At 41.2% G+C, this 24,010-nt stretch carries 26 protein-coding genes, 1 other RNA gene and 1 pseudogene; 14 read left to right on the top strand and 14 right to left on the bottom strand.

Going from position 1 to position 24,010, the window contains the following annotated elements:
- The first annotated feature begins 3 nt into the window (after positions 1-3).
- Positions 4-1,254, top strand: coding sequence for a 2-oxoglutarate dehydrogenase complex dihydrolipoyllysine-residue succinyltransferase (gene odhB, locus NYE49_RS10540; RefSeq protein WP_047182738.1), 1,251 nt, complete (start codon positions 4-6; stop codon positions 1,252-1,254).
- A 49-nt stretch (positions 1,255-1,303) separates the two neighbouring features.
- On the opposite strand, the pseudogene NYE49_RS10535 reads toward odhB, so the two are convergent.
- Positions 1,304-2,088, bottom strand: a pseudogene (locus NYE49_RS10535) (bile acid:sodium symporter); the annotation flags it as partial.
- Positions 2,047-2,268, bottom strand: a complete 222-nt coding sequence (locus NYE49_RS10530) for a hypothetical protein (protein WP_342410175.1) — start codon at positions 2,266-2,268, stop codon at positions 2,047-2,049. The pseudogene NYE49_RS10535 and the gene NYE49_RS10530, both read right to left, overlap by 42 nt.
- Positions 2,269-2,486: 218 nt before the next feature.
- Here NYE49_RS10530 and NYE49_RS10525 point away from each other — a divergent pair, with 218 nt between their 5' ends.
- Positions 2,487-3,824, top strand: a complete 1,338-nt coding sequence (locus NYE49_RS10525; RefSeq protein WP_014480024.1) for a sodium-dependent transporter — start codon at positions 2,487-2,489, stop codon at positions 3,822-3,824.
- 32 nt (positions 3,825-3,856) lie between these two features.
- Here NYE49_RS10525 and NYE49_RS10520 read toward each other — a convergent pair whose 3' ends face one another.
- From NYE49_RS10520 to dhaS, 3 genes are all read right to left on the bottom strand, one after another.
- Positions 3,857-4,702, bottom strand: a complete 846-nt coding sequence (locus tag NYE49_RS10520; protein ID WP_015251901.1) for a superoxide dismutase — start codon at positions 4,700-4,702, stop codon at positions 3,857-3,859.
- Positions 4,692-6,590 (bottom strand): sporulenol synthase, encoded by a 1,899-nt coding sequence (gene sqhC / locus NYE49_RS10515; protein ID WP_342410174.1) that lies wholly within the window; start codon positions 6,588-6,590, stop codon positions 4,692-4,694. Before sqhC ends, NYE49_RS10520 begins: the two co-directional genes overlap by 11 nt.
- A 100-nt stretch (positions 6,591-6,690) precedes the next feature.
- Entirely contained in the window at positions 6,691-8,178 is a 1,488-nt protein-coding gene (gene dhaS / locus NYE49_RS10510) for an aldehyde dehydrogenase DhaS (RefSeq protein WP_015714095.1), read from the bottom strand.
- 229 nt (positions 8,179-8,407) lie between these two features.
- On the opposite strand from dhaS, the gene NYE49_RS10505 reads away from it, so the two are divergent.
- Both NYE49_RS10505 and NYE49_RS10500 read left to right on the top strand, forming a co-directional pair.
- Entirely contained in the window at positions 8,408-8,611 is a 204-nt protein-coding gene (locus tag NYE49_RS10505) for a DUF6501 family protein (protein WP_003231245.1), read from the top strand.
- Positions 8,612-8,967: 356 nt separating this feature from the next.
- Positions 8,968-9,312, top strand: a complete 345-nt coding sequence (locus NYE49_RS10500) for a PH domain-containing protein (protein WP_003220141.1) — start codon at positions 8,968-8,970, stop codon at positions 9,310-9,312.
- Positions 9,313-9,398: 86 nt separating this feature from the next.
- On the opposite strand, the gene NYE49_RS10495 is transcribed toward NYE49_RS10500, so the two are convergent.
- Positions 9,399-9,632 (bottom strand): hypothetical protein, encoded by a 234-nt coding sequence (locus NYE49_RS10495; protein WP_003231251.1) that lies wholly within the window; start codon positions 9,630-9,632, stop codon positions 9,399-9,401.
- Between the two features lie 4 nt (positions 9,633-9,636).
- The gene (locus tag NYE49_RS10490; protein ID WP_004399338.1) at positions 9,637-9,900 is read right to left on the bottom strand and encodes a hypothetical protein; all 264 of its coding nucleotides are present in this window, start codon (positions 9,898-9,900) and stop codon (positions 9,637-9,639) included.
- A 66-nt stretch (positions 9,901-9,966) separates the two neighbouring features.
- Here NYE49_RS10490 and yocM point away from each other — a divergent pair, with 66 nt between their 5' ends.
- Complete coding sequence (yocM, locus tag NYE49_RS10485) at positions 9,967-10,443, top strand: salt stress-responsive protein YocM (protein WP_003231255.1); 477 nt, start codon at positions 9,967-9,969, stop codon at positions 10,441-10,443.
- Here yocM and NYE49_RS10480 read toward each other — a convergent pair.
- Positions 10,430-10,657 carry a hypothetical protein gene (locus NYE49_RS10480; protein WP_014480021.1) on the bottom strand — a complete coding sequence of 76 codons (228 nt, stop codon included), beginning with the start codon at positions 10,655-10,657 and terminating at the stop codon, positions 10,430-10,432. The two genes, yocM and NYE49_RS10480, sit on opposite strands and share 14 nt — an antisense overlap.
- A 77-nt stretch (positions 10,658-10,734) precedes the next feature.
- Here NYE49_RS10480 and NYE49_RS10475 point away from each other — a divergent pair, with 77 nt between their 5' ends.
- The 6 genes from NYE49_RS10475 to NYE49_RS10450 all read left to right on the top strand — a co-directional run bounded on the left by NYE49_RS10475 (position 10,735) and on the right by NYE49_RS10450 (position 15,862).
- A complete protein-coding gene (locus tag NYE49_RS10475) occupies positions 10,735-11,067 on the top strand; it encodes a hypothetical protein (protein WP_123373202.1) in 333 nt (110 codons plus the stop codon).
- 74 nt (positions 11,068-11,141) lie between these two features.
- On the top strand, positions 11,142-11,633 hold the full coding sequence (locus tag NYE49_RS10470) for a TraR/DksA family transcriptional regulator (protein ID WP_014477068.1): 492 nt from the start codon (positions 11,142-11,144) through the stop codon (positions 11,631-11,633).
- Between the two features lie 150 nt (positions 11,634-11,783).
- Positions 11,784-12,410 (top strand): FMN-dependent NADH-azoreductase AzoJ, encoded by a 627-nt coding sequence (gene azoJ, locus NYE49_RS10465; protein ID WP_003231260.1) that lies wholly within the window; start codon positions 11,784-11,786, stop codon positions 12,408-12,410.
- Between the two features lie 236 nt (positions 12,411-12,646).
- Positions 12,647-12,833, top strand: a non-coding RNA gene (gene ssrS / locus NYE49_RS10460) — 6S RNA.
- Positions 12,834-12,975: 142 nt separating this feature from the next.
- Positions 12,976-14,751 carry a DNA helicase RecQ gene (recQ, locus tag NYE49_RS10455; RefSeq protein ID WP_342410169.1) on the top strand — a complete coding sequence of 592 codons (1,776 nt, stop codon included), beginning with the start codon at positions 12,976-12,978 and terminating at the stop codon, positions 14,749-14,751.
- Positions 14,752-14,998: 247 nt separating this feature from the next.
- Positions 14,999-15,862 carry a LysM peptidoglycan-binding domain-containing protein gene (locus tag NYE49_RS10450; RefSeq protein ID WP_340034325.1) on the top strand — a complete coding sequence of 288 codons (864 nt, stop codon included), beginning with the start codon at positions 14,999-15,001 and terminating at the stop codon, positions 15,860-15,862.
- 607 nt (positions 15,863-16,469) lie between these two features.
- Here the strand turns inward: NYE49_RS10450 and desR are convergent.
- The 5 genes from desR to NYE49_RS10425 all read right to left on the bottom strand — a co-directional run bounded on the left by desR (position 16,470) and on the right by NYE49_RS10425 (position 21,078).
- Positions 16,470-17,069, bottom strand: coding sequence for a two-component system response regulator DesR (desR, locus tag NYE49_RS10445; RefSeq protein WP_004399356.1), 600 nt, complete (start codon positions 17,067-17,069; stop codon positions 16,470-16,472).
- 18 nt (positions 17,070-17,087) lie between these two features.
- Positions 17,088-18,200 carry a two-component sensor histidine kinase DesK gene (gene desK / locus NYE49_RS10440; RefSeq protein ID WP_047182732.1) on the bottom strand — a complete coding sequence of 371 codons (1,113 nt, stop codon included), beginning with the start codon at positions 18,198-18,200 and terminating at the stop codon, positions 17,088-17,090.
- Between the two features lie 119 nt (positions 18,201-18,319).
- Complete coding sequence (desE, locus tag NYE49_RS10435) at positions 18,320-19,378, bottom strand: fatty acid desaturase DesE (protein WP_015383856.1); 1,059 nt, start codon at positions 19,376-19,378, stop codon at positions 18,320-18,322.
- A 161-nt stretch (positions 19,379-19,539) separates the two neighbouring features.
- The gene (locus NYE49_RS10430; RefSeq protein ID WP_047182731.1) at positions 19,540-20,517 is read right to left on the bottom strand and encodes an LD-carboxypeptidase; all 978 of its coding nucleotides are present in this window, start codon (positions 20,515-20,517) and stop codon (positions 19,540-19,542) included.
- Positions 20,518-20,580: 63 nt separating this feature from the next.
- On the bottom strand, positions 20,581-21,078 hold the full coding sequence (locus tag NYE49_RS10425; protein WP_015483332.1) for an N-acetyltransferase: 498 nt from the start codon (positions 21,076-21,078) through the stop codon (positions 20,581-20,583).
- Positions 21,079-21,248: 170 nt separating this feature from the next.
- Between NYE49_RS10425 and NYE49_RS10420 the strand changes: the two genes are divergently transcribed.
- Both NYE49_RS10420 and NYE49_RS10415 read left to right on the top strand, forming a co-directional pair.
- The gene (locus NYE49_RS10420) at positions 21,249-22,031 is read left to right on the top strand and encodes a VLRF1 family aeRF1-type release factor (RefSeq protein ID WP_342410167.1); all 783 of its coding nucleotides are present in this window, start codon (positions 21,249-21,251) and stop codon (positions 22,029-22,031) included.
- A 136-nt stretch (positions 22,032-22,167) separates the two neighbouring features.
- The gene (locus tag NYE49_RS10415) at positions 22,168-22,704 is read left to right on the top strand and encodes a DUF420 domain-containing protein (protein ID WP_003231280.1); all 537 of its coding nucleotides are present in this window, start codon (positions 22,168-22,170) and stop codon (positions 22,702-22,704) included.
- An 89-nt stretch (positions 22,705-22,793) separates the two neighbouring features.
- Here the strand turns inward: NYE49_RS10415 and NYE49_RS10410 are convergent, their stop codons facing one another.
- Positions 22,794-23,471: a lysozyme family protein gene (locus tag NYE49_RS10410; protein ID WP_003231283.1), complete on the bottom strand. Its 678-nt coding sequence runs from the start codon at positions 23,469-23,471 to the stop codon at positions 22,794-22,796.
- 192 nt (positions 23,472-23,663) lie between these two features.
- On the opposite strand from NYE49_RS10410, the gene czrA reads away from it, so the two are divergent.
- Positions 23,664-23,987 carry a Zn(II)-responsive metalloregulatory transcriptional repressor CzrA gene (czrA, locus tag NYE49_RS10405; RefSeq protein WP_003231284.1) on the top strand — a complete coding sequence of 108 codons (324 nt, stop codon included), beginning with the start codon at positions 23,664-23,666 and terminating at the stop codon, positions 23,985-23,987.
- Positions 23,988-24,010: the final 23 nt, after the last annotated feature.

Genomic DNA, 24,010 nt, shown 5'->3' with positions numbered 1-24,010 from the left:
AAAATGGCGGAAATTAAGGTACCTGAATTAGCAGAATCAATCTCAGAAGGAACAATAGCCCAATGGTTAAAGCAGCCTGGTGACTATGTAGAACAGGGTGAATATCTGCTTGAACTAGAAACGGATAAAGTGAATGTTGAATTGACAGCAGAAGAATCGGGTGTACTTCAAGAGGTATTGAAAGATTCGGGTGATACCGTCCAGGTCGGAGAAATTATCGGTACGATTTCAGAAGGCGCGGGTGAAAGTTCTGCCCCTGCTCCTACAGAGAAAGCAGAAAGCAAGGAAAGCATAAAAGAAGAGAAACCTGAACCAGCTGCACAAGAGGTGAGCGAGGAAGCACAATCTGAAGCAAAATCAAGAACGATTGCTTCTCCGTCGGCCCGTAAGCTGGCGAGAGAAAAAGGAATTGACCTGTCTCAAGTTCCAACTGGAGATCCGCTTGGAAGAGTGCGCAAGCAGGATGTCGAAGCGTACGAAAAACCGGCATCAAAACCGGCTCCTCAGCAAAAGCAGCAGCCTCAGGCTCAAAAAGCACAGCAAAGCTTTGACAAACCTGTTGAAGTGCAAAAAATGTCACGCCGCAGACAAACGATTGCAAAACGCCTTGTAGAGGTACAGCAAACATCAGCGATGCTGACCACATTTAATGAAGTGGACATGACGGCTGTCATGAATCTCAGAAAACGCCGCAAAGATCAATTCTTTGAGCAAAATGAAGTGAAGCTCGGCTTTATGTCTTTCTTCACGAAAGCGGTCGTGGCTGCATTGAAAAAATATCCGCTGTTGAATGCAGAAATTCAAGGCGATGAGTTGATCGTTAAAAAATTCTACGATATCGGAATCGCTGTTGCTGCTGATGAAGGTCTTGTCGTTCCGGTTGTGCGGGATGCGGATCGCCTGACATTTGCAGGAATCGAAAAAGAGATCGGCGAGCTTGCGAAAAAAGCAAGAAACAATAAATTAACCCTTAGCGAGCTTCAGGGAGGCTCCTTCACGATTACAAACGGAGGGACTTTCGGTTCATTGATGTCAACTCCAATTTTAAACAGCCCGCAAGTCGGTATACTGGGCATGCATAAGATTCAGCTGCGCCCTGTAGCCATTGATGAAGAGCGTTTCGAAAACCGTCCGATGATGTATATCGCTTTATCTTATGATCACCGAATTGTAGACGGTAAAGAAGCGGTTGGTTTCCTCGTGACAATCAAAAATTTACTGGAAGATCCTGAACAGCTTTTATTAGAAGGATAATAAAAAAGGGTACATCACGATAAAGTGATGTACCTTTTTTGATGCATATTTAAAGTGATAGATTGCTGCTTTTGGATCCAGCTTGTTTCTTTTTCACTTTTTTTGACCAATATGTTGCAAGCATAGAACCTGAAAGGTTATGCCACACACTGAATATTGCGCTTGGTACGGCAGATAGCGGTGAGAAATGAGCCGTGGCAAGTGCAGCCCCAAGCCCGGAGTTTTGCATGCCGACTTCGATTGCAATCGCTTTTTGAGACGGGTAATCCATTTTTAAAAGCTTTGCACAAAGAAACCCAAGTAAATAACCGATACCGTTATGCAGGATAACAACTGAAAAAATGAGCAACCCCGATTGAAGCAGATTTTCCTGATTGCCGCTGACGACAGCTGAGACAATCGCAACGATGCCAATGACAGAAACAAGCGGAAGGGCATGTACGGCTTTTGCCACTTGTTTTCTGAAAAACATTTTGACAATCAAACCTGCAATGATCGGAAATAAAACCGCCTGTAAGATTGAGATAAACAAAGACCCCGGTGAGACAGGAAGCCATTCTTTGGCAAACAGCATAATCAACAACGGTGTTACAACAGGTGCCAATAAGGTAGAAATTGTCGTAACCGCAACAGAAAGGGCAGTATTTCCTTTTGCTAAGAATGTCATAACATTAGATGCAGTTCCCCCGGGACAGCAGCCGACAAGAATAACACCAACTGCGATTTCAGCTGGAAGATGAAGCCCAAATGCGAGGCCGAAAGCAACGAGCGGCATGATCGTATACTGAGCTATTACTCCAATAATAACTGCCAAGGCTTTCTGACTAGCTCTTTGAAATCATCGGCTTGCAGTGTAAGGCCCATCCCAAACATGATAATGCCGAGAAAAATCGTAATATAAGAACTGATCCACGTAAATAAAGATGGGAAAGAAAATCCCAGCACTGCAAAAACAATGACCCATATGCCAAAGGTTTGTCCTGCAAAATGACTTATTTTTCTAATGATGTCCATAAAAACACTCCTAACACACTTATCAAGAACTTCAGCAGAAATTCTTACAAATTTCATAACATTCTCTTATTATAAATAATTTTCTGAATAATTCAATATTAGTTTTTGGCAGATGTCTATAGATATATGATGTAAACTAATCAAAATGTTCTTGACTATATAGGAAGATATTCTTACAATGAACCTTTATAATGGTTAGATCAAATAGGAGTGATACGGTGAAGGAAGCAAATCAATGGTCTTCGAAGCTCGGCTTTATTTTAGCCGCGGCAGGATCAGCTATCGGGCTTGGTGCGATATGGAAATTCCCATATGTTGCCGGAACCAGCGGAGGAGGCGCATTTTTACTTATTTTTATTTTATTTACGGTTTTAATCGGACTGCCTTTATTGTTAGGTGAATTCATCATAGGCAGAAGAACACAGAAAGATGCCGTTCAGTCCTATAAAACACTTGCTCCAGGAACGAAGTGGCATTGGATCGGTTATTTAGGCATGGTGACGTGCTTTATTCTTCTATCTTTCTACAGTGTCGTCGGCGGATGGATTTTAATTTATATTATAAAAGGCTTCACTGGCGGTTTATCGCAAACATCTGGTTTTGATACGATATTTGCAAGTACCATTTCAAATCCTTATTTGGCTGTAGGAGGCCAGCTGCTCTTTATGGTGGTAACAATTTTAGTTGTTGCAAAAGGGGTAAGCAGCGGAATTGAAAAAGCAAGCCAAGTATTAATGCCGGCGCTTTTTCTATTATTCATCATTTTAATGGTGCGTTCGGTTACACTTGATGGCGCGATGGAAGGAATCAAATTTTTCCTGATGCCTGATTTAACTGCAATTGATGCCAATACCATTTTATATGCAATGGGACAATCCTTTTTCTTATTAAGTGTCGGTGTATCTGTCATGGTAACGTATAGCGCTTATTTAGAGAAACAGGAAAATCTGGTACAGTCCGCTGTATCTGTAACTGTTATGAACATGCTTGTTGCTGTAATGGCCGGAATTGCGATTTTTCCAGCTGTCTTTTCATTCGGCCTCAAACCAGACCAAGGCCCGGTTCTGTTATTTAACGTGCTGCCGACTGTGTTTAATCAAATGCCGTTCGGAATTATCTTTTTATTAGCATTTTTACTTCTATTTTTATTTGCTGCATTGACATCTGCTTTTTCAATGCTGGAAATTTTGGTCGCAGTACTGTCGAAAGGCGATGTCAATAAGAGAAAACGATTCGCTTGGTTAGGCGGAATTGCTATTTTTATTGTCGGTGTGCCGTCTGCATTATCATACGGTGTCTTAAGTGACGTCTCTATATTTCATCTGTCTATTTTTGATGCGGCTGACTATCTTGTGAGCAATATTTTAATGCCGTTAGGTGCGTTACTGATTTCGATTTTTGTTCCGCTAAAAATACCGAAACAGGATTTGTTTGACGAGCTGAAAAGCGGTTCCAATCTCAAACGAAAGTGGTTTGCGGTTTGGCTGCTGCTCATTCGATATCTATCTCCTGTTGCCATCATCATCGTGTTTTTGCATGTGGTAGGGATTTTTTAAAACACGAAGCCCCCGGGGAAAGGGGGCTTTTTTTAATAGAGCTTCCAAACGACTTCTTTTGCCTGCTCAAAACGTTTTTCTGCCTCGCGCCAATCCACGACATTCCACCAGTGATCGACATAGCTGGCCCGGTCATTTTTGTATTGCAAATAGTAGGCATGCTCCCATACGTCAAGCGGTAAAAGGGGGATTACATCCCATTGGCTGAAGAGCTGGTGTTTTTCTGCCGTTAAAATCTCCAGCCGTCCTGATCGAGGTGCCCAGACCAGAATGGCCCAGCCGACGCCTTCCACTTTTTTAGCGGCTTGGGTAAAATGTTCTTTAAAAGCGGAATAGCTTCCAAATGAAAGGTCTATCATTTGGAACAATGCCCCTGTAGGACGCCGTTTTCCGTTTGGATGCATAGAAAACCAAAAAATACTATGCAAATAATGGCCTGCTCCATGGAACGCAAGCTCTCTTTCCCAATGAGTGATTAAGTCATAATTCTTTGTTGCTCTCGCTTTTTTAAGCTCTGATTCTGCTTTGTTCAGGCCATCGACATAGCTTTGATGATGTTTTGTATGATGAAGGACCATAATATCGCGTGAAATATAAGGTTCTAAGGCGGAGTATTTGTAAGGAAGTTTTGGCAGCACGTGTTTCCCTATAGGAACATAAGCGCGTCTTTCACTTGTATCATCTGATTCTGTAATATCCCGATAAAGGGCAGCGGCCTGTTTATACCAATCTTCTTCTGTTGTTTGGTCATCTTCCAGAGCCTCAATCATCTTGTCGATTTGATCTTCAAACTGGTCAAGCTGTCCTCGCTTTTGAATCTGATCTTTCAGGGCTTCACACCAATTGAACATCTCCGTTTGATAAGATTCACGTTTCATTTGCTGTCTCCTTTTCAATAGAATCTAAATACTTTCCGACAGCCAGCAAAGAAAATACATATGGATAACTGTGATAGCGAATATAAAATTGCTTCGGCAATCCGATCCCTGCTGGATACGCGAGGCTATCGGAGCTATGCGAACTGCTGTCGGTAAGGTATTGCATGCCTTTCACAACTGACGGGTGTTCGGAATTTTCATATGTGAGCAAAGCGTCTAAAGCCCAGGCCGTTTGTACAATGGTTCCTCTATGAAGCGGTACATATGTTTTGATTTCGGCGCTTTTGCAGGATTCTCCCCAGCTTCCGTCATCATTTTGTATAGATTTGAGCCAACGCAGAGCCTTTTGTATACCGGGATGCTTTCGGTCAACCCCGCATGCATGCATACCAGTAAGAGCAGCCCAAGTGCCGTAAATGTAGCAAACACCCCATCTGCCGTACCAAGACCCATTTTGTTCCTGATGTTCGAAAAGCCACTTCACTGCGCGTTGAATATGTTGATGTTTTTCTGTGAAGCCAACTTTCTCGCCTAAAAAGTGCAGTACACGTCCGGTGAGGTCGGCGGTTGAAGGGTCAACTGCAGCGTCCTCGGCGGATTCAAGCGGCAGAAGGCGGATCAGTGGATGGTTCACGTTTTTTTCGAAAGCAGAAAATCCGCCGTCATTGTTTTGCATCGATAAAAGCCAAGATACCCCTCGCTCCCATGCTGCAGGAGAATGATTGCGGGGAATCGCCTTTAAAACGGCTGCAGTGTCGTCACAGTCAGGGTTATTTGTATTAATGTTTGAAAACCCCCAGCCGCCAGGAACTGAATTTGGATTTTTGACAGACCAATCTGCTGTTTTGGTATGCTGGCGTTCTAGCAAAAAGTCGGCTGCTTTTGTAACAGAGCCATCCTTTTCGGTCACACCATTTTTTTGAAGGGCATAGCTGATTAGAGCTGTATCCCAAACAGTTGAAGTAGAGTTTTCCAGATAAGGAATCCCGTTGCATTTAGTCACCAGTGATTTAATGCCGGTAATCGCCCTCCTGATAACAGGAGAATAGCGTGACACACCAAGTGACAGAAGGCTGTAAACCATATATATGGTTGCGCTCGCATAGCTGTATAATGTTCCATCTTTTTCAATCCGGTCCAGCATATACGTTTTAGCTGTCTGTAGGCCCAGCTGCTGAAAAGCAAATGGTGCATGAAAAACGCGTTTCCAATGTGACAAAATAGACGTGAGATCTCTTTCTTCGAAAGCATCAGACCGAAGCCAAGTGAAAGGATTTTTTGTCATGTGCGGATCGAGATGGTGAAGAGATGAAATATTGCGGTTAATAAGGACAAATCGCTGATTGAGTGTTACAGCCATAGGAGCAAAATGAATACGGGCATATGAGCTGAACTGATAGAAATGAATCGGCAATGTTGGGGGGAGCGCCATGAGTGATAATGGTAAATACAAAGCAGGCCAAGGATAAAGCCCGTTCGCGGCAAGCATCCATTTTGTCATAAAATGAACATGTCTCAAACCGCCATGTGAGATGATAAATTGTTCAGCTTTCTTCATGTGCGGCTCAGATCTGTGAAAACATCCTGAAGCCAGCATCCCGACATATCCTTGGACGGTAGCCGTTAGATTTCCGCGCGTTTCATCGGGATAGTTGATAAATGTGCCGTCTGGCTGCTGTTTTGCATGAATGCCGGCTGCAAGGGATGATATCAGTTCTTTTTCATTTTCGCCTTCATCTAGTGAGGTAAGGAGCAAAATAAAAAAGGAATTTGTCATGATTGGTCCTTCAAAGCAAAATGTCCATGAACCATCAGTATTCTGCCTGTCTCTTAACTCCGTAATGGTTTTCTTTTGAAAACGCCTCACTTTCTCCTGAAGTGTGCCCATCACGCTCAACTCCTTCAGAAGCATATATATTCAGCGTCTTTTACTGCCATTACAGAAAGAAAAAAACTGCTGGCAGGCAGCAGTTTTTTAAACATACATGTTAGTCTTCAAGGTTTATCCATACACTTTTGACTTCTGTGTAATTATCCAAGGCATATGATCCCATTTCTCGTCCGAGTCCTGACTGTTTATAACCGCCAAATGGAGACGCCGCGTCAAACACATTATAGCAGTTCACCCAAACGGTTCCGGCTTGAAGTCGGTCCGCGATATAGTGTGCCTGCTTGACGTTCTCTGTCCATAGTCCGGCTGCAAGCCCATATTCTGAATGGTTTGCCCGTTCAATAACTTCATCGACTGTTTCGTACGGAATTGCAGTCAGCACGGGTCCGAAAATTTCTTCTTTTGCGATGGTCATTTCGTCTTCAACATTCGCAAACACAGTCGGTGCGACAAAATATCCTGCTTCAAAAGGACAGCTTCCGCCGGTCACTGCTTTTGCTCCTTCATCTTTTCCTTTTTGAATATAGGAAAGAACGCGCTCATGCTGTTCCTTGCTTACGAGAGGCCCGATTTGAGTATCTTTATGAAGTCCCGCTCCTTGGCGGAGTGACTCAGCATAGGATGCCATTTCATCAACAACTTCATCATATTGGTCTTTATGAATGAAGACACGTGAGCCCGCACAGCAGACTTGGCCCTGGTTAAACATCACACCGTTTAAAGCGCCCGGGATGGCTTTTTTCAAATTCGCATCCGGCAGAAGAATATTAGGCGATTTTCCGCCCAGCTCCAATGTAACACGCTTAATGCTTTTCGCTGCGGTGGACATGATTTTCTTTCCGATTTCAGTGGAACCGGTAAAGGCAATTTTATCAACCGCTTCGTGGTTCGTCAGCGCTTCTCCCGCATCTTCACCGAATCCTGGGATGATGTTGATTACACCGGCAGGGAAACCGGCTTGGTCAATTAATTCTGCCAAATAAAGAGCTGAAAGCGGTGTTTGTTCAGCCGGTTTGAGGACGATTGTACAGCCTGTTGCAAGTGCCGCGCCCATTTTCCACATCGCCATCAGGAGCGGGAAATTCCATGGAATGATCTGGCCGACGACACCGACAGGCTCATGACGCGTATAATTAAAATAAGCGCCGGAAACCGGAATCGTCTGTCCTGTTATTTTTGTACACCAGCCGGCGTAATAGCGCATATGCTCAATAGCCAGCGGAATATCTCCATTAGTCGTTTCATTGATGGGTTTCCCATTATCAAGTGTTTCAAGCTGAGCAAGCTCAGTTTTATGCTCTTCCATTAAGTCTGCCAGCTTATACATCAGTCTGCTTCTTGAAGCTGGAGACATTGTTCTCCATTCACCTTGGTCAAAGGCTTTCCGGGCAGCTTTAACCGCTTTGTCCACATCCGCAGCCTGGGCTTCATACAGCGTCATCAAGGTTTCGCCGGTCGCCGGGTTTGGAGTGTCAAAGGTTGCCCCTGAGGCACTCGGAACAAACTTTCCGTCAATATAAAGCTTCTTTGTTCCCTGTAAAAATGTCTCCAGCCTTTTCGTCACTTGCATCGTTAAAGAACTCATCCGTAACAAACCTCCAGTCATTTTTTATGGTCTGTTCTGAGATTCTTGGTGATAGCACATTGATTCCTGGATTGAATAGCAGAAATAAGCTGTGATAGTTGCTTCAAACGTAAGCGTATACAAACATTCTATAATAGAAATCAAGGCAAAATCAATGAATAACCGATATTGCAATTTACAAAAGAAAAAAGCTACAATAAGCTTATAGATAAGAAAAGGAGATTTCATCATGATTCATAAAAATTGGCTTGAAAAAGAAACAATTAAAAAAGTAAAGTGTGTGCAGACAAACGCAAAAAAATATATCGTAAACCGCGTTTTAACGCCGGGAAAAGAATATGAAGTAAAAAATGAAACAGAGGAGTTTCTCTTTGTGGTCGACAATACGAATAAAGTCGGCGGCTATTATAAAGAATACTTCGAAGAGATGTAATGCTTCCTTGAAGCATCAGACAGATTTTGTTAAAAACAGTCGATACATAAAACCGCAGCTCAGCTGCGGTTTTTTTGTGGTTAAAACAGGAAATATAAAACAAAATTAAAAAAATCATTAAAAACCACTTTTTTATAAAAACATTGCTGAATATTGAAACTTTTTTCTCTATATGTGCGTATTACTTGATGACAACAGCTTAAAAGCCAAAAAACAAATCAAAAATTTGAAAAATGTAATCTGTTCGTAATGGTTTAAATGTCTTCTATGTCGTATTCTTATATAGGGATAAAGGACTTATTTTTATGTAGTGAATGATAAAACAAATAGATAAATGCAGAAAGAGGGGTTCTTCATTGGGTATTTTTTCTGTTAGCAGATCAACGGACGCAAAGAAGCTTGAGGCTTTGCTCGTTGAAGGGGAAAGAATAGAATCGATTTATAAGCTCCGAGTGGACCAAATTTGCTTTACAAATAAGCGGATCATTTTCTTTGACAATAAAATGTTTTCTAAAAAGAAGGTTCGTGTATTTCTTCCATATAAAACAATTGAAAGCTTTGCCATCCAAGAAGCGGGAATGTTTGATCCGGACACTGGGCTTTTATTGATGACAAGAAGCAAAACGTTCGAATTAGAATTTGCGAAAGACACCGATTTAAGCGAGGTTCAGGCGGTGCTGACAAAGCATTTGTGCAGCTGAATATTTGATGAGCCAGCCGTTCAAAAAATGGTTAGGCTTTTTTTTATATATAAAAACAAGAACAGGGCATGTGCGCCCTGTTCTTATTACACCACACTGTTTTTCGCTGAGTTCGAATCAACGAGATCTGCATCTAATACATTTGAAATCGGTACGACAAGAGGAGTAAAGTCGCCATTTTCTTCTCCAAACCCTTGATTTATTTTAGCTGATAAAAAGTAATCGACCTGCTGATACGGACCGAGTGTTAAAGAGGAACCACGGTCCATCGTATTGATTTTAAATCCGCCGACATTCACGACGGAGGGAGAAAAGAACATCTCATCACTTCCTTTTGATTGAGGAGTTAACCGCTTCACTTTCAAAAGAGGCCGGAGAATCAATTTGGTCTCTGTCATCCACATGGCTTCTCGTGCCCATAAATCCGCTCGCATCTCCAAAATTCTGTCCGTAGCCTTGATTTTTTTTATCAGAATTTTGCCATTCTGCCAATAAATTTTGTCCTACGTTAACCGCTGAAGCATTTTCAAAGGAATTAATTTTCAGCATGAAAATATTAATATTGATATACGGAGTTGGTTGAACCACAGGCAAACCTCCTTTCTATAGTTGTATGCTGGCGGTTATAAAGTATGTTAAGACAGGGGGCTTCAAATGGATTTCGAAAAGATGAAGCAGTGGATGGAATTCGCACAGCAGATGTACGGCGGTGACTTTTGGAAACAGGTATTTGATGAAGACCAAAAAACCCCTTTTATGACAAATGGCCAATCTCCGTTTCCGTTTGCGCAGCAAGATCAGCGAGGGAAAGGAGATGCTTCATTTCCGAGCATGGATATTGTAGATACCGTTGCGGAAGTGCAGTTTTTAATTTATCTTCCAGGCTACCGTAAACAAGACGTTCACATATTATCGTACGGAGATTATTTAGTGGTGAAGGGGCAGCGCTTTTCCTATTTTAATGAACAGGACTTTCGCCAAAAAGAAGGGAAATACGGAAGTTTTGAAAAGAAAATTCCGCTTTCCGATCATCTTCATGGAAAGATGAATGCCATTTTTAAAGACGGAATCCTATACATCACTATTCAAAAAGACGAAGGTCAAGCGAAAACCATTGTTATTGATGATTGATTTTCATACTGAGTGCATCTGCCCCATCACGGTCATCAATTGATTCAATCGGAATGACCATAACAATAACATCTGCATTTTGTTCCCCAAAACCGTTATTTCTTTTGATAGCAGAGCGCCTGTTCCTTAACTCCGCAGAACCAAAGGTAAGGGATGAGCCGGTGCCTATCGAGTTAGTCTTGAGATGAGAAATATTGATGTTAGTCGGAAGCATGAAAACCTCTCCTTTCTATGGGATATACCTCATTATATATGTAGACGAAAGAGGAGTATGCAAAGGGTCGTGATGTCATGAAAAAAATGTTCCGGTCGCTGATCAGGCATTGCTTGAAACCAGAACTTGACAAACTGCGTGAATGTGAAGAAAGACTCTCAGTGATTGAGAAACAAAAACAAAGCAGCAAACAGGAGTCTGAAGAAACCTATATACATATTGAAACGCTGAATGTCGAAAAAATTGACTATCATCTTGAATTCGGCGAGCTGACCATTGATGAACTGAGCGGCAGATTAAATATAGGCGCAACCTATTATATACCGCCAGAAGAGAAGAACAAAAAGTGCCAACGAAAACCCGAAGCACCATCGACGCCAGCGGTCACGATCCGTTCAAAAAGGCAGTAGCTCATCTTTCCATCGATGTTCCCATGTTTGACAGAAGGCAAAACGGGAAACAGGATAGAAAGGAGAGGATATACATGGCACTGACAAAAGAACAAACACAGCATCTCTATCATAAATTGCTCGATATGCAAAAAGAATTGTCTGGCGAGAAAAAGGAAACAGAATCAATGACGGAAGAAGTGGGGGAGCTTTCCAACGGGGTTGACAACCATATGGCAGACCACGGGACGCTCGTCACAGACCGGATGACAGACCAAACAGTGAGAGAGATTGACCGGGAGCTGTTAGAGGAGGTCAACCGTGCATTACAAAAGATGAAAGACGGAACTTACGGCGTGTGTGAAAAAACCGGCCAAGAGATTCCTTACGAAAGACTTGAAGCTGTTCCTTATGCAAGAATGACAGTTGAGGCCCAAGCTGATGTGGAGGATGATCTGGAGACAGATGCTCCTTCTTATGAAAGAGAGTTTCATGAACAAGTAAAAGACTTATCCAACAAAGAAACAATTGATCAAAAAAGCTCGCAGACGTATGAAATATTGGATCGTGAACAAGATTCGAAGTAAAAATGGCAAGCAAGTACACCGATATTAGATGTACTTGCTTTTTTTTGAAAAAAAATCTCATATTCAAAATAAAGTGATTGACTTTGCGTAAAAAAGAAAGTAACATACTATTTGTAAGTAAATATAAAAAGTTTACCGGGAGGAATACAAATGTCTACAGTTTTATTTGTAAAATCAAGCGACCGTACAGCTGAAGAAGGCGTTTCAACTAAACTTTACGAAGCTTTCTTAGCTGCTTATAAAGAAAACAACCCTAATGATGAAGTGGTTGAATTAGATCTTCATAAAGAAAACCTTCCTTACCTTGGAAGAGATATGATTAACGGAACATTTAAAGCAGGTCAAGGAATGGAAATGACAGAAGATGAGAAAAAACAAGCAGCAATTGCTGACAAATATCTGAACCAGTTTGTAAAAGCTGACAAAGTTGTTTTCGCATTCCCGCTTTGGAACTTCACAGTGCCAGCAGTGCTTCATACTTATGTTGATTATCTGTCTCGCGCAGGCGTTACATTCAAATACACACAAGAAGGACCAGTCGGTTTAATGGGCGGCAAAAAAGTTGCGCTTCTTAACGCTCGCGGCGGTGTCTACTCAGAAGGACCAATGGCTGCACTTGAAATGTCATTAAACTTCATGAAAACAGTTCTTGGTTTCTGGGGTGTTCAAGACTTGCACACAGTTGTCATCGAAGGACATAACGCAGCACCTGATCAAGCGCAAGAAATCGTTGAAAAAGGTTTACAAGAAGCAAAAGATCTTGCTGCAAAATTCTAATAAAGCCAAGACTCCTATCGTTACAAATAGGAGTCTTTTTGTATATACACATTAATATAGAAGAAAATAATCATTCGCTTTTAGCGAAAAAGACTGTTTTTTTTATTGTAATATATTTTTTGTTTGTCGAATTGTCACGTATTTTGGAGAAAAAACAGTTTTATTCACTGGAAAAAGTTTTTCTAAACAATTGTTTTGGCCTCTTGATTAAAAGCGCCTGATGGTGTACTATATTAAAGAAGCTACTTTGTGCGTATTGTTAATTAAGTTTTAACCTTTAAGCTGTAATAGGGAGTTTTATATTGAAGCCGGAATGTCATGCCTCCATTGCAGAGGACGACAGGAACGTTTCTGCAAACACCCACTTTGAGGAGTGGTGGTTTAAAACTTTCTTACTTGCATACGGCAAGACGTAGCGAAAGCCATTTCCTTTTCGGAAATGGCTTTTTATTTTATCTAAAAAGGTTTGGTATAGTGAATATTCCATTTTTGTGTGAAAGGAAATGAAGGCCGCTTTTTTATGATATGATGGGAGAAATTCAAGGAAAAGCGAGGTTTACACGTTATGTTACATAGAGCCCAATCCCTTCTGGCTCATTATTTTGGTTATGAGAAGTTTCGGAGCGGCCAAGATGAAGCGATCTGCTTGGTGACGGAAGCGAGGCAAAATACGGCCTGCATTATGCCGACGGGAGGCGGCAAATCGATTTGCTATCAAATTCCGGCATTAATGTTTGAAGGGACGACGATCGTCATATCACCGTTGATTTCCTTGATGAAGGATCAAGTTGATGCGTTAGAAGAAGCGGGGATTAACGCCGCCTACATTAACAGCACACAATCCAATCAGAAAATATATGAGAGGCTGAACGGACTCAAAGAAGGGGCTTATAAGCTTTTTTACATTACACCAGAGCGACTAACGTCCACAGAGTTTATCCGGATTTTGCAGGGCATAGATGTTCCTTTGGTCGCAATAGACGAGGCGCACTGTATTTCTCAATGGGGCCATGATTTCAGGCCAAGCTACAGGAATATTGAAATCTTGTTCCGTGAATTACACGACAAGCCTGTCATCATGGCGTTAACAGCAACAGCCACACCCGAGGTTCATGATGATATTTGCAAACAGCTGCATATTCAAAAAGAGAACACGGTATATACCGGATTTTCCCGAGAGAATTTAACCTTTAAAGTAGTAAAAGGAGAAAATAAAGATCGGTTTATAGACGAATATGTGCAAAACAACAGGCATGAAGCAGGAATTGTCTATACAGCGACCAGAAAAGAAGCTGATCGGATATATGAGAGATTGAAACGAAATCAGGTCAGGGCAGGCCGGTATCATGGAGGTTTGGCTGATGATGAGAGAAAAGAGCAGCAGGAAAGGTTTCTTAATGATGAGCTTCAAGTGATGGTGGCAACCTCTGCTTTTGGAATGGGTATTGATAAATCAAATATTAGATTTGTTCTGCATGCACAAATTCCGAAAGATATGGAAAGCTATTATCAAGAGGCAGGACGAGCTGGACGGGACGGTCTTGCCAGTGAATGTGTTCTCCTGTTTTCACCGCAGGATATTATGGTGCAGCGCTTCTTAATTGAGCAATCAGAACATGAAGAGAAACAAAAGCAGGATTTAAAAAAGCTGAGACAAATGGTCGACTACTGTCATACGGAAGATTGTCTGCAGCGTTTTATCCTTATGTATTTCGGAGAAAAGGAGCCTGATGCGTGCGGACAGTGCGGAAACTGTACCGATACAAGAGCGGCCCATGACGTGACGCGGGAGGCGCAAATGGTCTTATCTTGTATCATTCGCATGAAAGAACGGTTTGGCAAGACGATGGTTGCCCAGGTGCTTGCCGGCTCCAAAAATAAAAAAGTTCTTGAAAACGGCTTTTCCGACCTTTCAACATACGGGATATTAAAACACCAATCCGTTGGCGAAATCAGTGATTTTATCGAATTTCTTATTTCTGACGACTTCATCAGGATGTCAGACGGAACATTTCCGACTCTTTTTGTCAGCAGTAAAGGAAGGAATGTGCTGAAAGGAGAATTATCAGTAGCGAGAAAAGAAGCGTTAAAAGCGGCAGCGATTACTGAAAATGACGAGCTATTTGAACGATTGCGCATGGTTCGGAAAGAAATTGCGGCTGAGCAGGGTGTTCCGCCATTTGTTGTTTTCTCTGACCAAACGTTAAAAGAAATGTCAGGAAAACAGCCCGTAAATGATGATGAACTTTTGTCTATAAAAGGAGTCGGAGAACAAAAAAGAGCAAAATACGGCCGGCTTTTTTTACAAGAAATACAAGCTTATGCAAGGATGACAGACTAAAAAAACAGAAAAACAATCTTTTTTTCTATAAAAAACACATTTTATTTTCTCTGTTTTGCCTCAAAATAAAAAGACCTGCGAAGCCTATTATATCAAGGGTTCAGCAAGTCTTTCCATCAGAGAGAAATCCTTCATGTAAAGGAACTGTAATCTAAATCATATCTTTTTGTTATTGATTTGACATTTACGTGTGTTACGATATCACCTGTTAGCCGCCAATAAAAAGCTAACAAGGGAGGATTTACTTATGAAGAAGACGATTATGTCCTTTGTGGCAGTTGCTGCACTTTCAACAACTGCATTCGGAGCTCACGCTTCTGCAAAAGAAATTACGGTGCAAAAGGGTGATACGCTCTGGGGAATCTCTCAGAAAAATGGAGTGAACCTAAAGGACTTAAAAGAATGGAACAAGTTAACTTCTGATAAAATCATTGCAGGAGAAAAACTGACCATTTCTTCAGAAGAAACAACCACGACTGGGCAATATACAATTAAAGCGGGAGATACGCTTTCTAAGATTGCTCAAAAATTCGGCACGACAGTCAACAACCTGAAAGTTTGGAATAACTTAAGCTCTGACATGATCTATGCTGGATCAACTCTTTCAGTAAAAGGTCAGGCAACAGCAGCAAACACAGCTACTGAGAATGCGCAAACAAACGCACCTCAAGCTGCGCCAAAACAAGAGGCTGTGCAAAAAGAGCAACCTAAACAAGAAGCTGTACAACAGCAACCTAAACAAGAAACAAAGGCTGAGGCAGAAACTTCTGTTAACACAGAGGAGAAGGCTGTTCAATCAAATACAAATAATCAAGAAGCTTCAAAAGAACTAACAGTTACTGCTACTGCTTACACTGCTAACGACGGCGGCATTTCCGGCGTTACAGCTACAGGCATTGACTTAAATAAGAACCCGAACGCGAAAGTTATTGCGGTTGATCCTAATGTAATTCCGCTAGGTTCTAAAGTCTATGTTGAAGGCTACGGGGAAGCAACAGCAGCAGACACTGGCGGCGCTATTAAAGGAAATAAAATCGACGTATTTGTACCAAGTAAAAGTGATGCTTCTAATTGGGGCGTCAAAACTGTAAGAGTTAAAGTCTTAAACTAATAATATAGATTGTGATAAAAAGACATGAGCTTTTGGCTTGTGTCTTTTTTTGTTCTGCTTAGAGCTGTTTATATCATATGCTGATAAAAGAAAGTGGTCCCGTTTTTCTCTTTATGTGCGATTCAGGGGCTCTCGGGTTAAAAGATTGATTCCGTATTACAGAGACATTCGGCATCATGACATTTATAGCTGGTTGTTACTATCTTTGATCAGCGAAACGAGCTGGTGTTGTATCTTTTTTGGCAGATAATAAGCAGTTGGATGTAGCAGATGCCATTGACGGATTCGGATTGATTTCAGACGGTTTTTAATTGTGTTATTAGGCTCTTGCAGTAGGGCATGGCAGCTTCGGGAGCGAAGTGGCACAACTTTGTCATGCTGAAAATACAATACAATCAATATCTGAAATTCTGCTGATGTGCAATGGCCGACCATTTTAACAGGGATATCATTCAATCCAGTCTTTTATTGGGCTGTTAACCAAGCAATCGTTCAGCGGGCATAGGAGCGAGGATATGGATCAGTTTAATTCTTCTGGTTGCGGCGAGGTTCTCAAACGGGAATTTCAGGTTAAAAAAAGGATCCTGGCAGATGCCAAGATCCTTTTTTATTTAAACCAGCCTTTTTCCTTTGACCGGGTAATGGCTTCAATTCGATTTTTCACTTCAAGCTTTTCTAGAATCATTGAGATATAATTCCGCACCGTCCCGCTTTTGATGCTGAGTTCCTGAGCGATTTCTTTTGTGTTTTTACCGTCAGCCACAAGTTCAAGCACTTCTTTTTCTCTATCTGTAAGAGGGTTAGCTTCGCTGTATAAGTCCTCCATCAGCTCAGGTGCATAGATGCGTTTTCCGTTCATGACGCTACGGATGGCGTTGGCCAGCTCTTCACTCGGACTGTCTTTTAACAAATAGCCTTTAACGCCAGCTTTAATAGCTCTCTGAAAGTAACCGGGTCTGGCGAAGGTGGTTAAGATGATAATTTTGCAGCCTGTATCTTTTAGCTCCTCAGCAGCTTCAAGCCCTGTTTTTCCGGGCATTTCAATGTCCATAATACATACATCAGGCTGGCGTTTTTTGACAAAATCAACAGCATCTTGGCCGGTTGTACCTTTGCCTACGACTTCCATATCGTCTTCGAGATTTAGAAGTGATCCTAAAGCGCCCAGCAGCATTTGCTGATCTTCTGCAATAAATATACTAATCATATAAGCCATCCTTTATGTTTATTTTGAATTATTAGGAATTGCCATGGTAAGCTTGGTTCCGTTTTCGGCATCGATGTGAAGGCTTCCGTTTGCAAACTCAAGCCGTTCTCTCATCCCGAGTAAGCCATGTCCTTTTGAAAAGGAATTTTCTCCTCCTTTGAATGTTCCATCGTCAGACACTGTTATCACAACTTCCTTCCAGAGCTGCTGAATGTCAACTCGGCAAGTTTTAGCCTGGCTGTGTTTGACGACATTTGTGACAGCTTCCTTTAAGCACATGCTCAAAATGTTTTCATTCAGCAATGAGATATTTTCGGGCCATTTCTCTTCTTCATAGATAAACATAATGTCAGCTGCTTCGAGAATTTGTTTGATGTTGATCAATTCATCCTTGAGCCGGATGCCCTTCATAGAGGAAACGATTTTTCTTACTTCATTTAAAGAAGTTCGCGCTGTTTGCTGAACACTTTTCAGTTCACGAGCTGCTTGTTCGGGATCTTTGTATATCAATTTTCTTGCTAAGTCGCTTTTTAACCCGATAAGAGAAAGCTTTTGCCCAAGCGTGTCATGGAGATCGCGGGCAATTCGCTGACGTTCTTCTAATTTTACTAGTTCTGCAATCCGTTCATTTGCATCCTCGAGCTTTTCTTCAAGCCGTTCGCGCTCCTTGCGGCTTCTTATACTAAAGGGCAATAAAATTGCGCTGATGAGGGTAATGACGACAAAAGGAATTTGTGTCAGAAAGAATTCCTTTTTTAATACGAGACTGAAATTGGCTGCGACGGCTGCGCTTATTAAATGGACATAATATAAAATATGAAAAGGGACGCGTTCCTTAATGTTTCCAATAAAATACGCGATAAAAAAAGCAAAATAAATATAACTGAACAGGGTAATGGAGGCGGTTGAAATGCCAATTAATAAAAATCCCCACAAATAAATGGTCCAGCCTTTTGAGACAAAAGCAAATCGATATACCGAAAAAAATAAAAGCGTCAAAATGATGCCGACAATAATAACAAATGTAGATGATGATTTCCATATAAAGTAGAAGGGGAGGATGAAAAATATCGTCCATATATAGGGCGTAATCCCGTTTAGTTTTTGAAATGTAAAATGATTTTTAATCATGATCTTACCTCATTTTCAGCTTTTCATCTTACTTGTAACTTTATCATTGTGAAAGCCAGAATGCACCCTCCAACAATAAAAAGGAAGCCTTCTAGTATATTAGAAGACCTCCTTTAACATCAGGCGTTCTTCCGCAGCTTCTGTTTTTCTGGTGAATCAGGCGGAAGGCTTACAGGTATATGTTTTATAGCCCGAAATGACACAAACTGTTTGTTATCTTCATCCCAAAGACGGAACGCGAGTGATTGCAGGCTTGTTTTTAAGGTGATTGTCGGTACGTTTTTTAAAGGTTCGTGATGTTCATGAGCAACTTCAAGCTTATAGTTAGGCACCTTTGGACTCAAATGATGAACGTGGTGGTAACCAATATTGCCTGTTAGCCATTGAAGCAGTTTCGGGAGTTTATAAAATGAACTGCCTTCAACAGCAGCCTGAACGTAGCTCCAGTTTTCATCCGCTTCAAAATAAGAATCTTCAAAGGTATGCTGCACATAAAACAGCCAAACACCGATTGAACCTGAAATCAGAAATATCGGGCCTTGCACCAGTAAAAACGATTGCCAGCCAAAGATCAGACAGCAAGCGGCAGCCAACGCGACAATTGCCAGATTCGTAAGGTATGTGTTTACACGTTCCTTGCGTCTTGCGCCTTTTTTGTTAAAACGGTTCGTGATCAGAAAAACATAAATCGGTCCGAGAATAAACATGATAAACGGGTTTCTATAAATTCTGTATGCAAGCTTTGTTCGTCTGGATGCAGCTTTATATTCGTTTACTGTTAACATCCAGATGTCTCCTGTTCCGCGTTTATCCAGATTGCTGCTAGTCGCATGATGAATCGAATGGCTGTGCTGCCATTGAAGATACGGGAATAAAGTCAGGACACCTGTCAGAAAACCGAGAATATGGTTATAGCGTTTTTGTTTGAAAAAAGATTGATGGCAGCAGTCATGGAAGATGATAAAAATTCTTGTCAGAAAACCTGCGGCAATCACCGTTAATGCTAACGTAAGAAGATAGGAGACATCGAGGCTGAGATAAGCAAGAAACCATAGGCCGAAGAATGGGATAAACGTGTTTAAAAGCTGAATCAGGCTGTTTTTTGTTTCAGGCTGAGCAAATGCAGCGACTTGCTTTGTCAGCTGTTTTTGTTTATGTGCAATGGTTTGTTCAGTCATAGTAAGTATCCTCTCATTGTGTGTCTCGGTTCAGTATACGCTAATGAGAGAAGTCTTTTGTAGTAGCACACATCATGCCTCCTATATGACATTTGTCATGTCTCGTGCGGCGTGCATAACCGATTGCGCTAAAAAAGCTTGTAAAAAAATTTACAAGCTGATTAATGTTTATCAATCCATATTCGTGATGTGCCCGAAATAGCTTCAATCCTGCATGTTCCTCCTATAGGGAACGTGGCAATTGGCGAGGTATGTCCGGCATTTATATTTGCGATGATCGGGATGCCGGATAATTCTTTTTTTGTTTCGATCATGGCTTTTACAAGATCCATTGATACGTTTGATGCATTCTGAAATCTGCCGATCAAAATCGCCTTTACATGTGAAAAAGCGGGGAGGTGGATGAGTGATTGCAGATCGCGGTCAAACATATGGATGTCTGACATATAATCATCTTCAATCAATAAAATAGTATGTTCTGTTTCAGGAAAATACTCCGTTCCCTGCAGCAAATTAAGCGTGCATAAGTTTCCGCCAATTAAAGTGCCTTCCGCATAACCTTCTTGGATTACAACAGGGCCGTTATTAGGATAAAAACGCCTGTTTTCTTGATCCAAAAACCAGCGATCATCGCTCCACTCACTTGAGGGGTGAATTTCAAACGGATCGTCTGAAGCGCAGCAAGAAAGAAAATACTCCTCTGTATAATCGAGTCCTTTTTTCATTGCAAATGTTGAAAAGAAGGGGCCTGAATACGTAACAAGACCCGTTTTTCGATAAATTGCGTTGCAAAGAGCGGTTATATCGGAATAGCCGCACAGAATTTTTGGATGCCGTTTGATTTTCTCGTAATCAAGATAACGCAGCAGCTGATTTGAATTAAACCCTCCGAGTGTCGTTAAAATCGCTTTGACGCCTGGATCAAAAAAGGCATCGTGCAGATCATGGACTCTTGACTCGATAGAGGATGAATCAAATTCGTTACATTCATTTGCGTGTTCAGCGATGGTTACCCGATAACCTAAGCGTTCTAACGCCGTTTTTGCTTGGATTTTTGCTTCATTTGATAATATAGACATGCTGGTCGCGGGAGACACGATCCGGATTTCGTCTCCCTTTTTCAGTTTTGAGGCGTACATAAAACCCTCCATCAATGGTTTTATACCATTACAGCATATCTGGGCTCTTTCTTCCAGACTTTTTTACAAATCAACCCACTTAATGCTGCCGGATTGGGTATCATGATCGATACATACTTTGAATTGATGTTTTTCATAAAAGTGAATCAGCCGGTCTACATGATTCCAATCCCGTTTGGCGATGTCTCCGGTGACTTTCGGTATATTGTGGTCTCTTGCAATATCTTTTAAATATTTCATGCAAATGGAGCCAAACCCGTGATTCGGAGGGCCTGTTATATCCCCTATATGAATGGCATCGTCCTTGTAAGACGCTACAAGTGAAAAACAGCCTTTTCCTCGGTAAGCCGTTTTACAATCAGTTAGCATAATTTTGCATGTTTGGCCATCATCAATCGAGGAAACAATCATCCACTCATCATGTTTCGATTGATCAATACCAAGCACTTTGGCATCTTTAGATAAATCCTTCATATTCTCCTGCATGCGATAAATTTGAAATTCTAAATCATTTAGTTCTTCCTCAAGCTCTTGACGATTTTTTTCTTTAATAGTAAACAAGATCAAACTCCTTTCAAAAATCAGCTTAGAAACACAGTTACCAATTGTATTAGAAGAGAGGCGTATTGTAAACAACAATTCCATTATTACTAGAAATTAGCGGAAAGTCAGGTTTGATCGTTTTTAAGAGAGGAAAAAGAAAACTAACCTGTGAAAAAGGAGGAATCGGAATGGCGATTGATTCATTGATTAACAAATTACAGTATGTCCAATTGGAACCGCCGGATAAAATTCTCTCTCTGTATATCAATACAGACATGAGAGATCCAGAGCAGCAGGGGGGAGAATGGAAGATTGCCCTAAAGTCAGGATTCAGCCGATTAAAAGAGTATTTGGCAGCTAGTGATCCAGAGGAGGAAAAGTGTCTGGATGGAATCAGGGCTAAAATGAATCAATACTTGAATGCAATGGGAAAAGACATGCCCCGCAGTCTCGTGTTTTTTGTTTCCGACAGCGGCATATGGGAACCTATTAAGCTTCAAGTCCCTGTAGATACAAGATTTTACTGGGAAGAAACAGCTGTCCTGGATCAGCTGAAGGGTTTGCGCCAGGCATACCCAAGTACGGCGTTTATTTTAACTCAGCAGCATGAAGTGAAAATTATTGAAACTGTTTTAGGAAAAATTGAGGCGGTGGAGCGTTATGAGTATGATATGATCAATGAGTCTTGGAAGAATAGCCATTCCGCTGTAGACAAAGCGCCACCATTTGAAGAGAACCGGATGAGGGAACATGTAACAGAGAACCAATCGAGACTGTATAAGCGGCTGGCTGCCAGCCTTGATCAAAAAGCTGCCGCGAAAAGATGGGAACGAATGGTTATTGCCGGGGATAAAGAAACGGCCGATATCTTGGATCAGCATATGAATAAACCCATTCATTCGAAAATTCAAAAGAACCTGCTGAATGAAAATGAACATAAGGTCATTGAACATTTGATAAAAGAGGCGTAAACCTAACAGGCCGGGGCTAATAGCCTCCGGCCTTTGAAGTGTGTCTAATTTCTGACGAAGCAATCGAAACCGTTGACATCTTCTTTGAATTTGCATACGATTTGGATAGCCAGTACAAATTAGGAGAGGTCACCAAATGAACCAAACAGAAAATAAACCGAAAAATTACACGGGGATTGTCCTTACGCTGACAGTTCTGATTAACGGTTTAATCGCAGTGCTGTTTTTTATGCCTAAATTAGATCAGTTCAGCCATGCGAATATTCACATTTTGCCAATGCTGAATGCGATATTCAACAGCTTTACGTTTATCTTCTTATTGGCCGCGCTGATTATGATTAAACAGAAAAATATCAAAGCTCACAAACGCTTTATTTTGGCCGCATTCACAACAACATTACTATTTTTGATTTGCTATGTGACGTACCACTCGATTGCGGAAAACACGCTCTATGGCGGAGAAGGTATTATGCGCCCGATTTATTTCTTTATTTTAATTACACATATCTGCCTTTCTGCAATTATTGTGCCGCTTGCGCTGTTTACGCTGATCAGAGGCTTCAGCATGCAGGTAGAGCGCCACAAAAAAATTGCGAGATGGACAATGCCTCTATGGCTGTATGTAAGCCTTACAGGCGTTATTGTATATTTGATGATTTCACCGTATTATTAAAAGCCATACTCAGTATGGCTTTTTTTACATGTAAACATGACAAAAGCCCAAATTCATTTTTGGGCTTTTGTCAGTAAATTGATAGACTCTTATTCATGAGCCTTGGATTCCATGGTTTCAAGTGTTGCAACCTGCAAAGATTCTTCAACAGTTTTTGTTTTTTCTTTTACTTTTTCTGCATACGTATAATCACCGTAGCAATACGGATAGCGGAAATTTTTCGCATTTCCCCCGCAAGTATACAGATCAGGATTTTTTTTGACTTGCTGCTCGGAGTATTGTTTTGCCAATTCCTCAGTATGCGTTCCTCCATGTTCAGCTACAAAATCAATGTAACCTGCCCCCATGTTGTAGCTTTGAATAATGGTATCCAAATCCACGCCTTTTTCCTTACCGGTCTTGTACATGAGGGTAAATTGCTTGATGCCTTGTTTAACACTGAGTTGAGGGTCTGTTATCTCATTGCGTTTTAACCCCAGAGATTCAGAGGACTGCATGGGATCATTGCCTTTTCCTTTTGACTCCTGATACATCATGCCTAATATGAGTGATGTATAATTAGAGAGTCCTTGGCTTTCAAGCTCTTCTTCCACCAAGGGTTTGTAATCGGTTAAACGTTCCAAAACAATCGTTTTCGTATCGATCGGAAGTTTTTTGATTAAATCCCGGTTGAAAAAAAGCAGGACCAATAAAAAAGAGGCGATGACAAAGACAAAAATCATCATAAAACCCGCAGCAGCGAAACAGCCTTTTCTCTTTTTCTTCACTGTGTTTCACCCTCAATGTTTGGAGCAGTATGACCTTTTTATTATGACATAGAACGACAAATCAGACCAAGTAAAAACCTGATTTGAAACATAAATTTAAACTATGAGATTGAAATGGAACACAAGCAGGCTGTTTTGCACTCAAGCGCATTTGTTATAAGATAAAACTATGAATAAAGAAAGGTGATACATATGACTGAATTTAGAGAAACGGAACAATCGGCTGCTGATCTTGACGAGGAGACGCTGTTTCTAGTCGCGCAAACATTCAAAGCGCTTTCTGATCCTACCCGAATCAGAATTCTCCATTTATTGTCCCAGGGTGAGCATGCAGTAAACGGAATTGCAGAAAAGCTGAATTTACTGCAATCCACCGTGTCCCACCAACTTAGATTTTTAAAAAATCTCCGGCTTGTCAAATCGCGCAGAGAAGGAACATCGATTTATTACTCTCCGGAGGATGAACATGTTTTAGATGTTCTTCAGCAAATGATCCATCATACACAGCATGATTGAAAAAGACATCCTTGCTTAACTCG

Source organism: Bacillus sp. FSL L8-0358 (genome assembly GCF_038593095.1).
In the GTDB taxonomy this organism is placed as follows: Bacteria; Bacillota; Bacilli; order Bacillales; family Bacillaceae; genus Bacillus; species Bacillus subtilis.
Note: the sequence above shows the minus strand (reverse complement) of the source record. Positions and strands in the feature narration are given on the sequence as shown.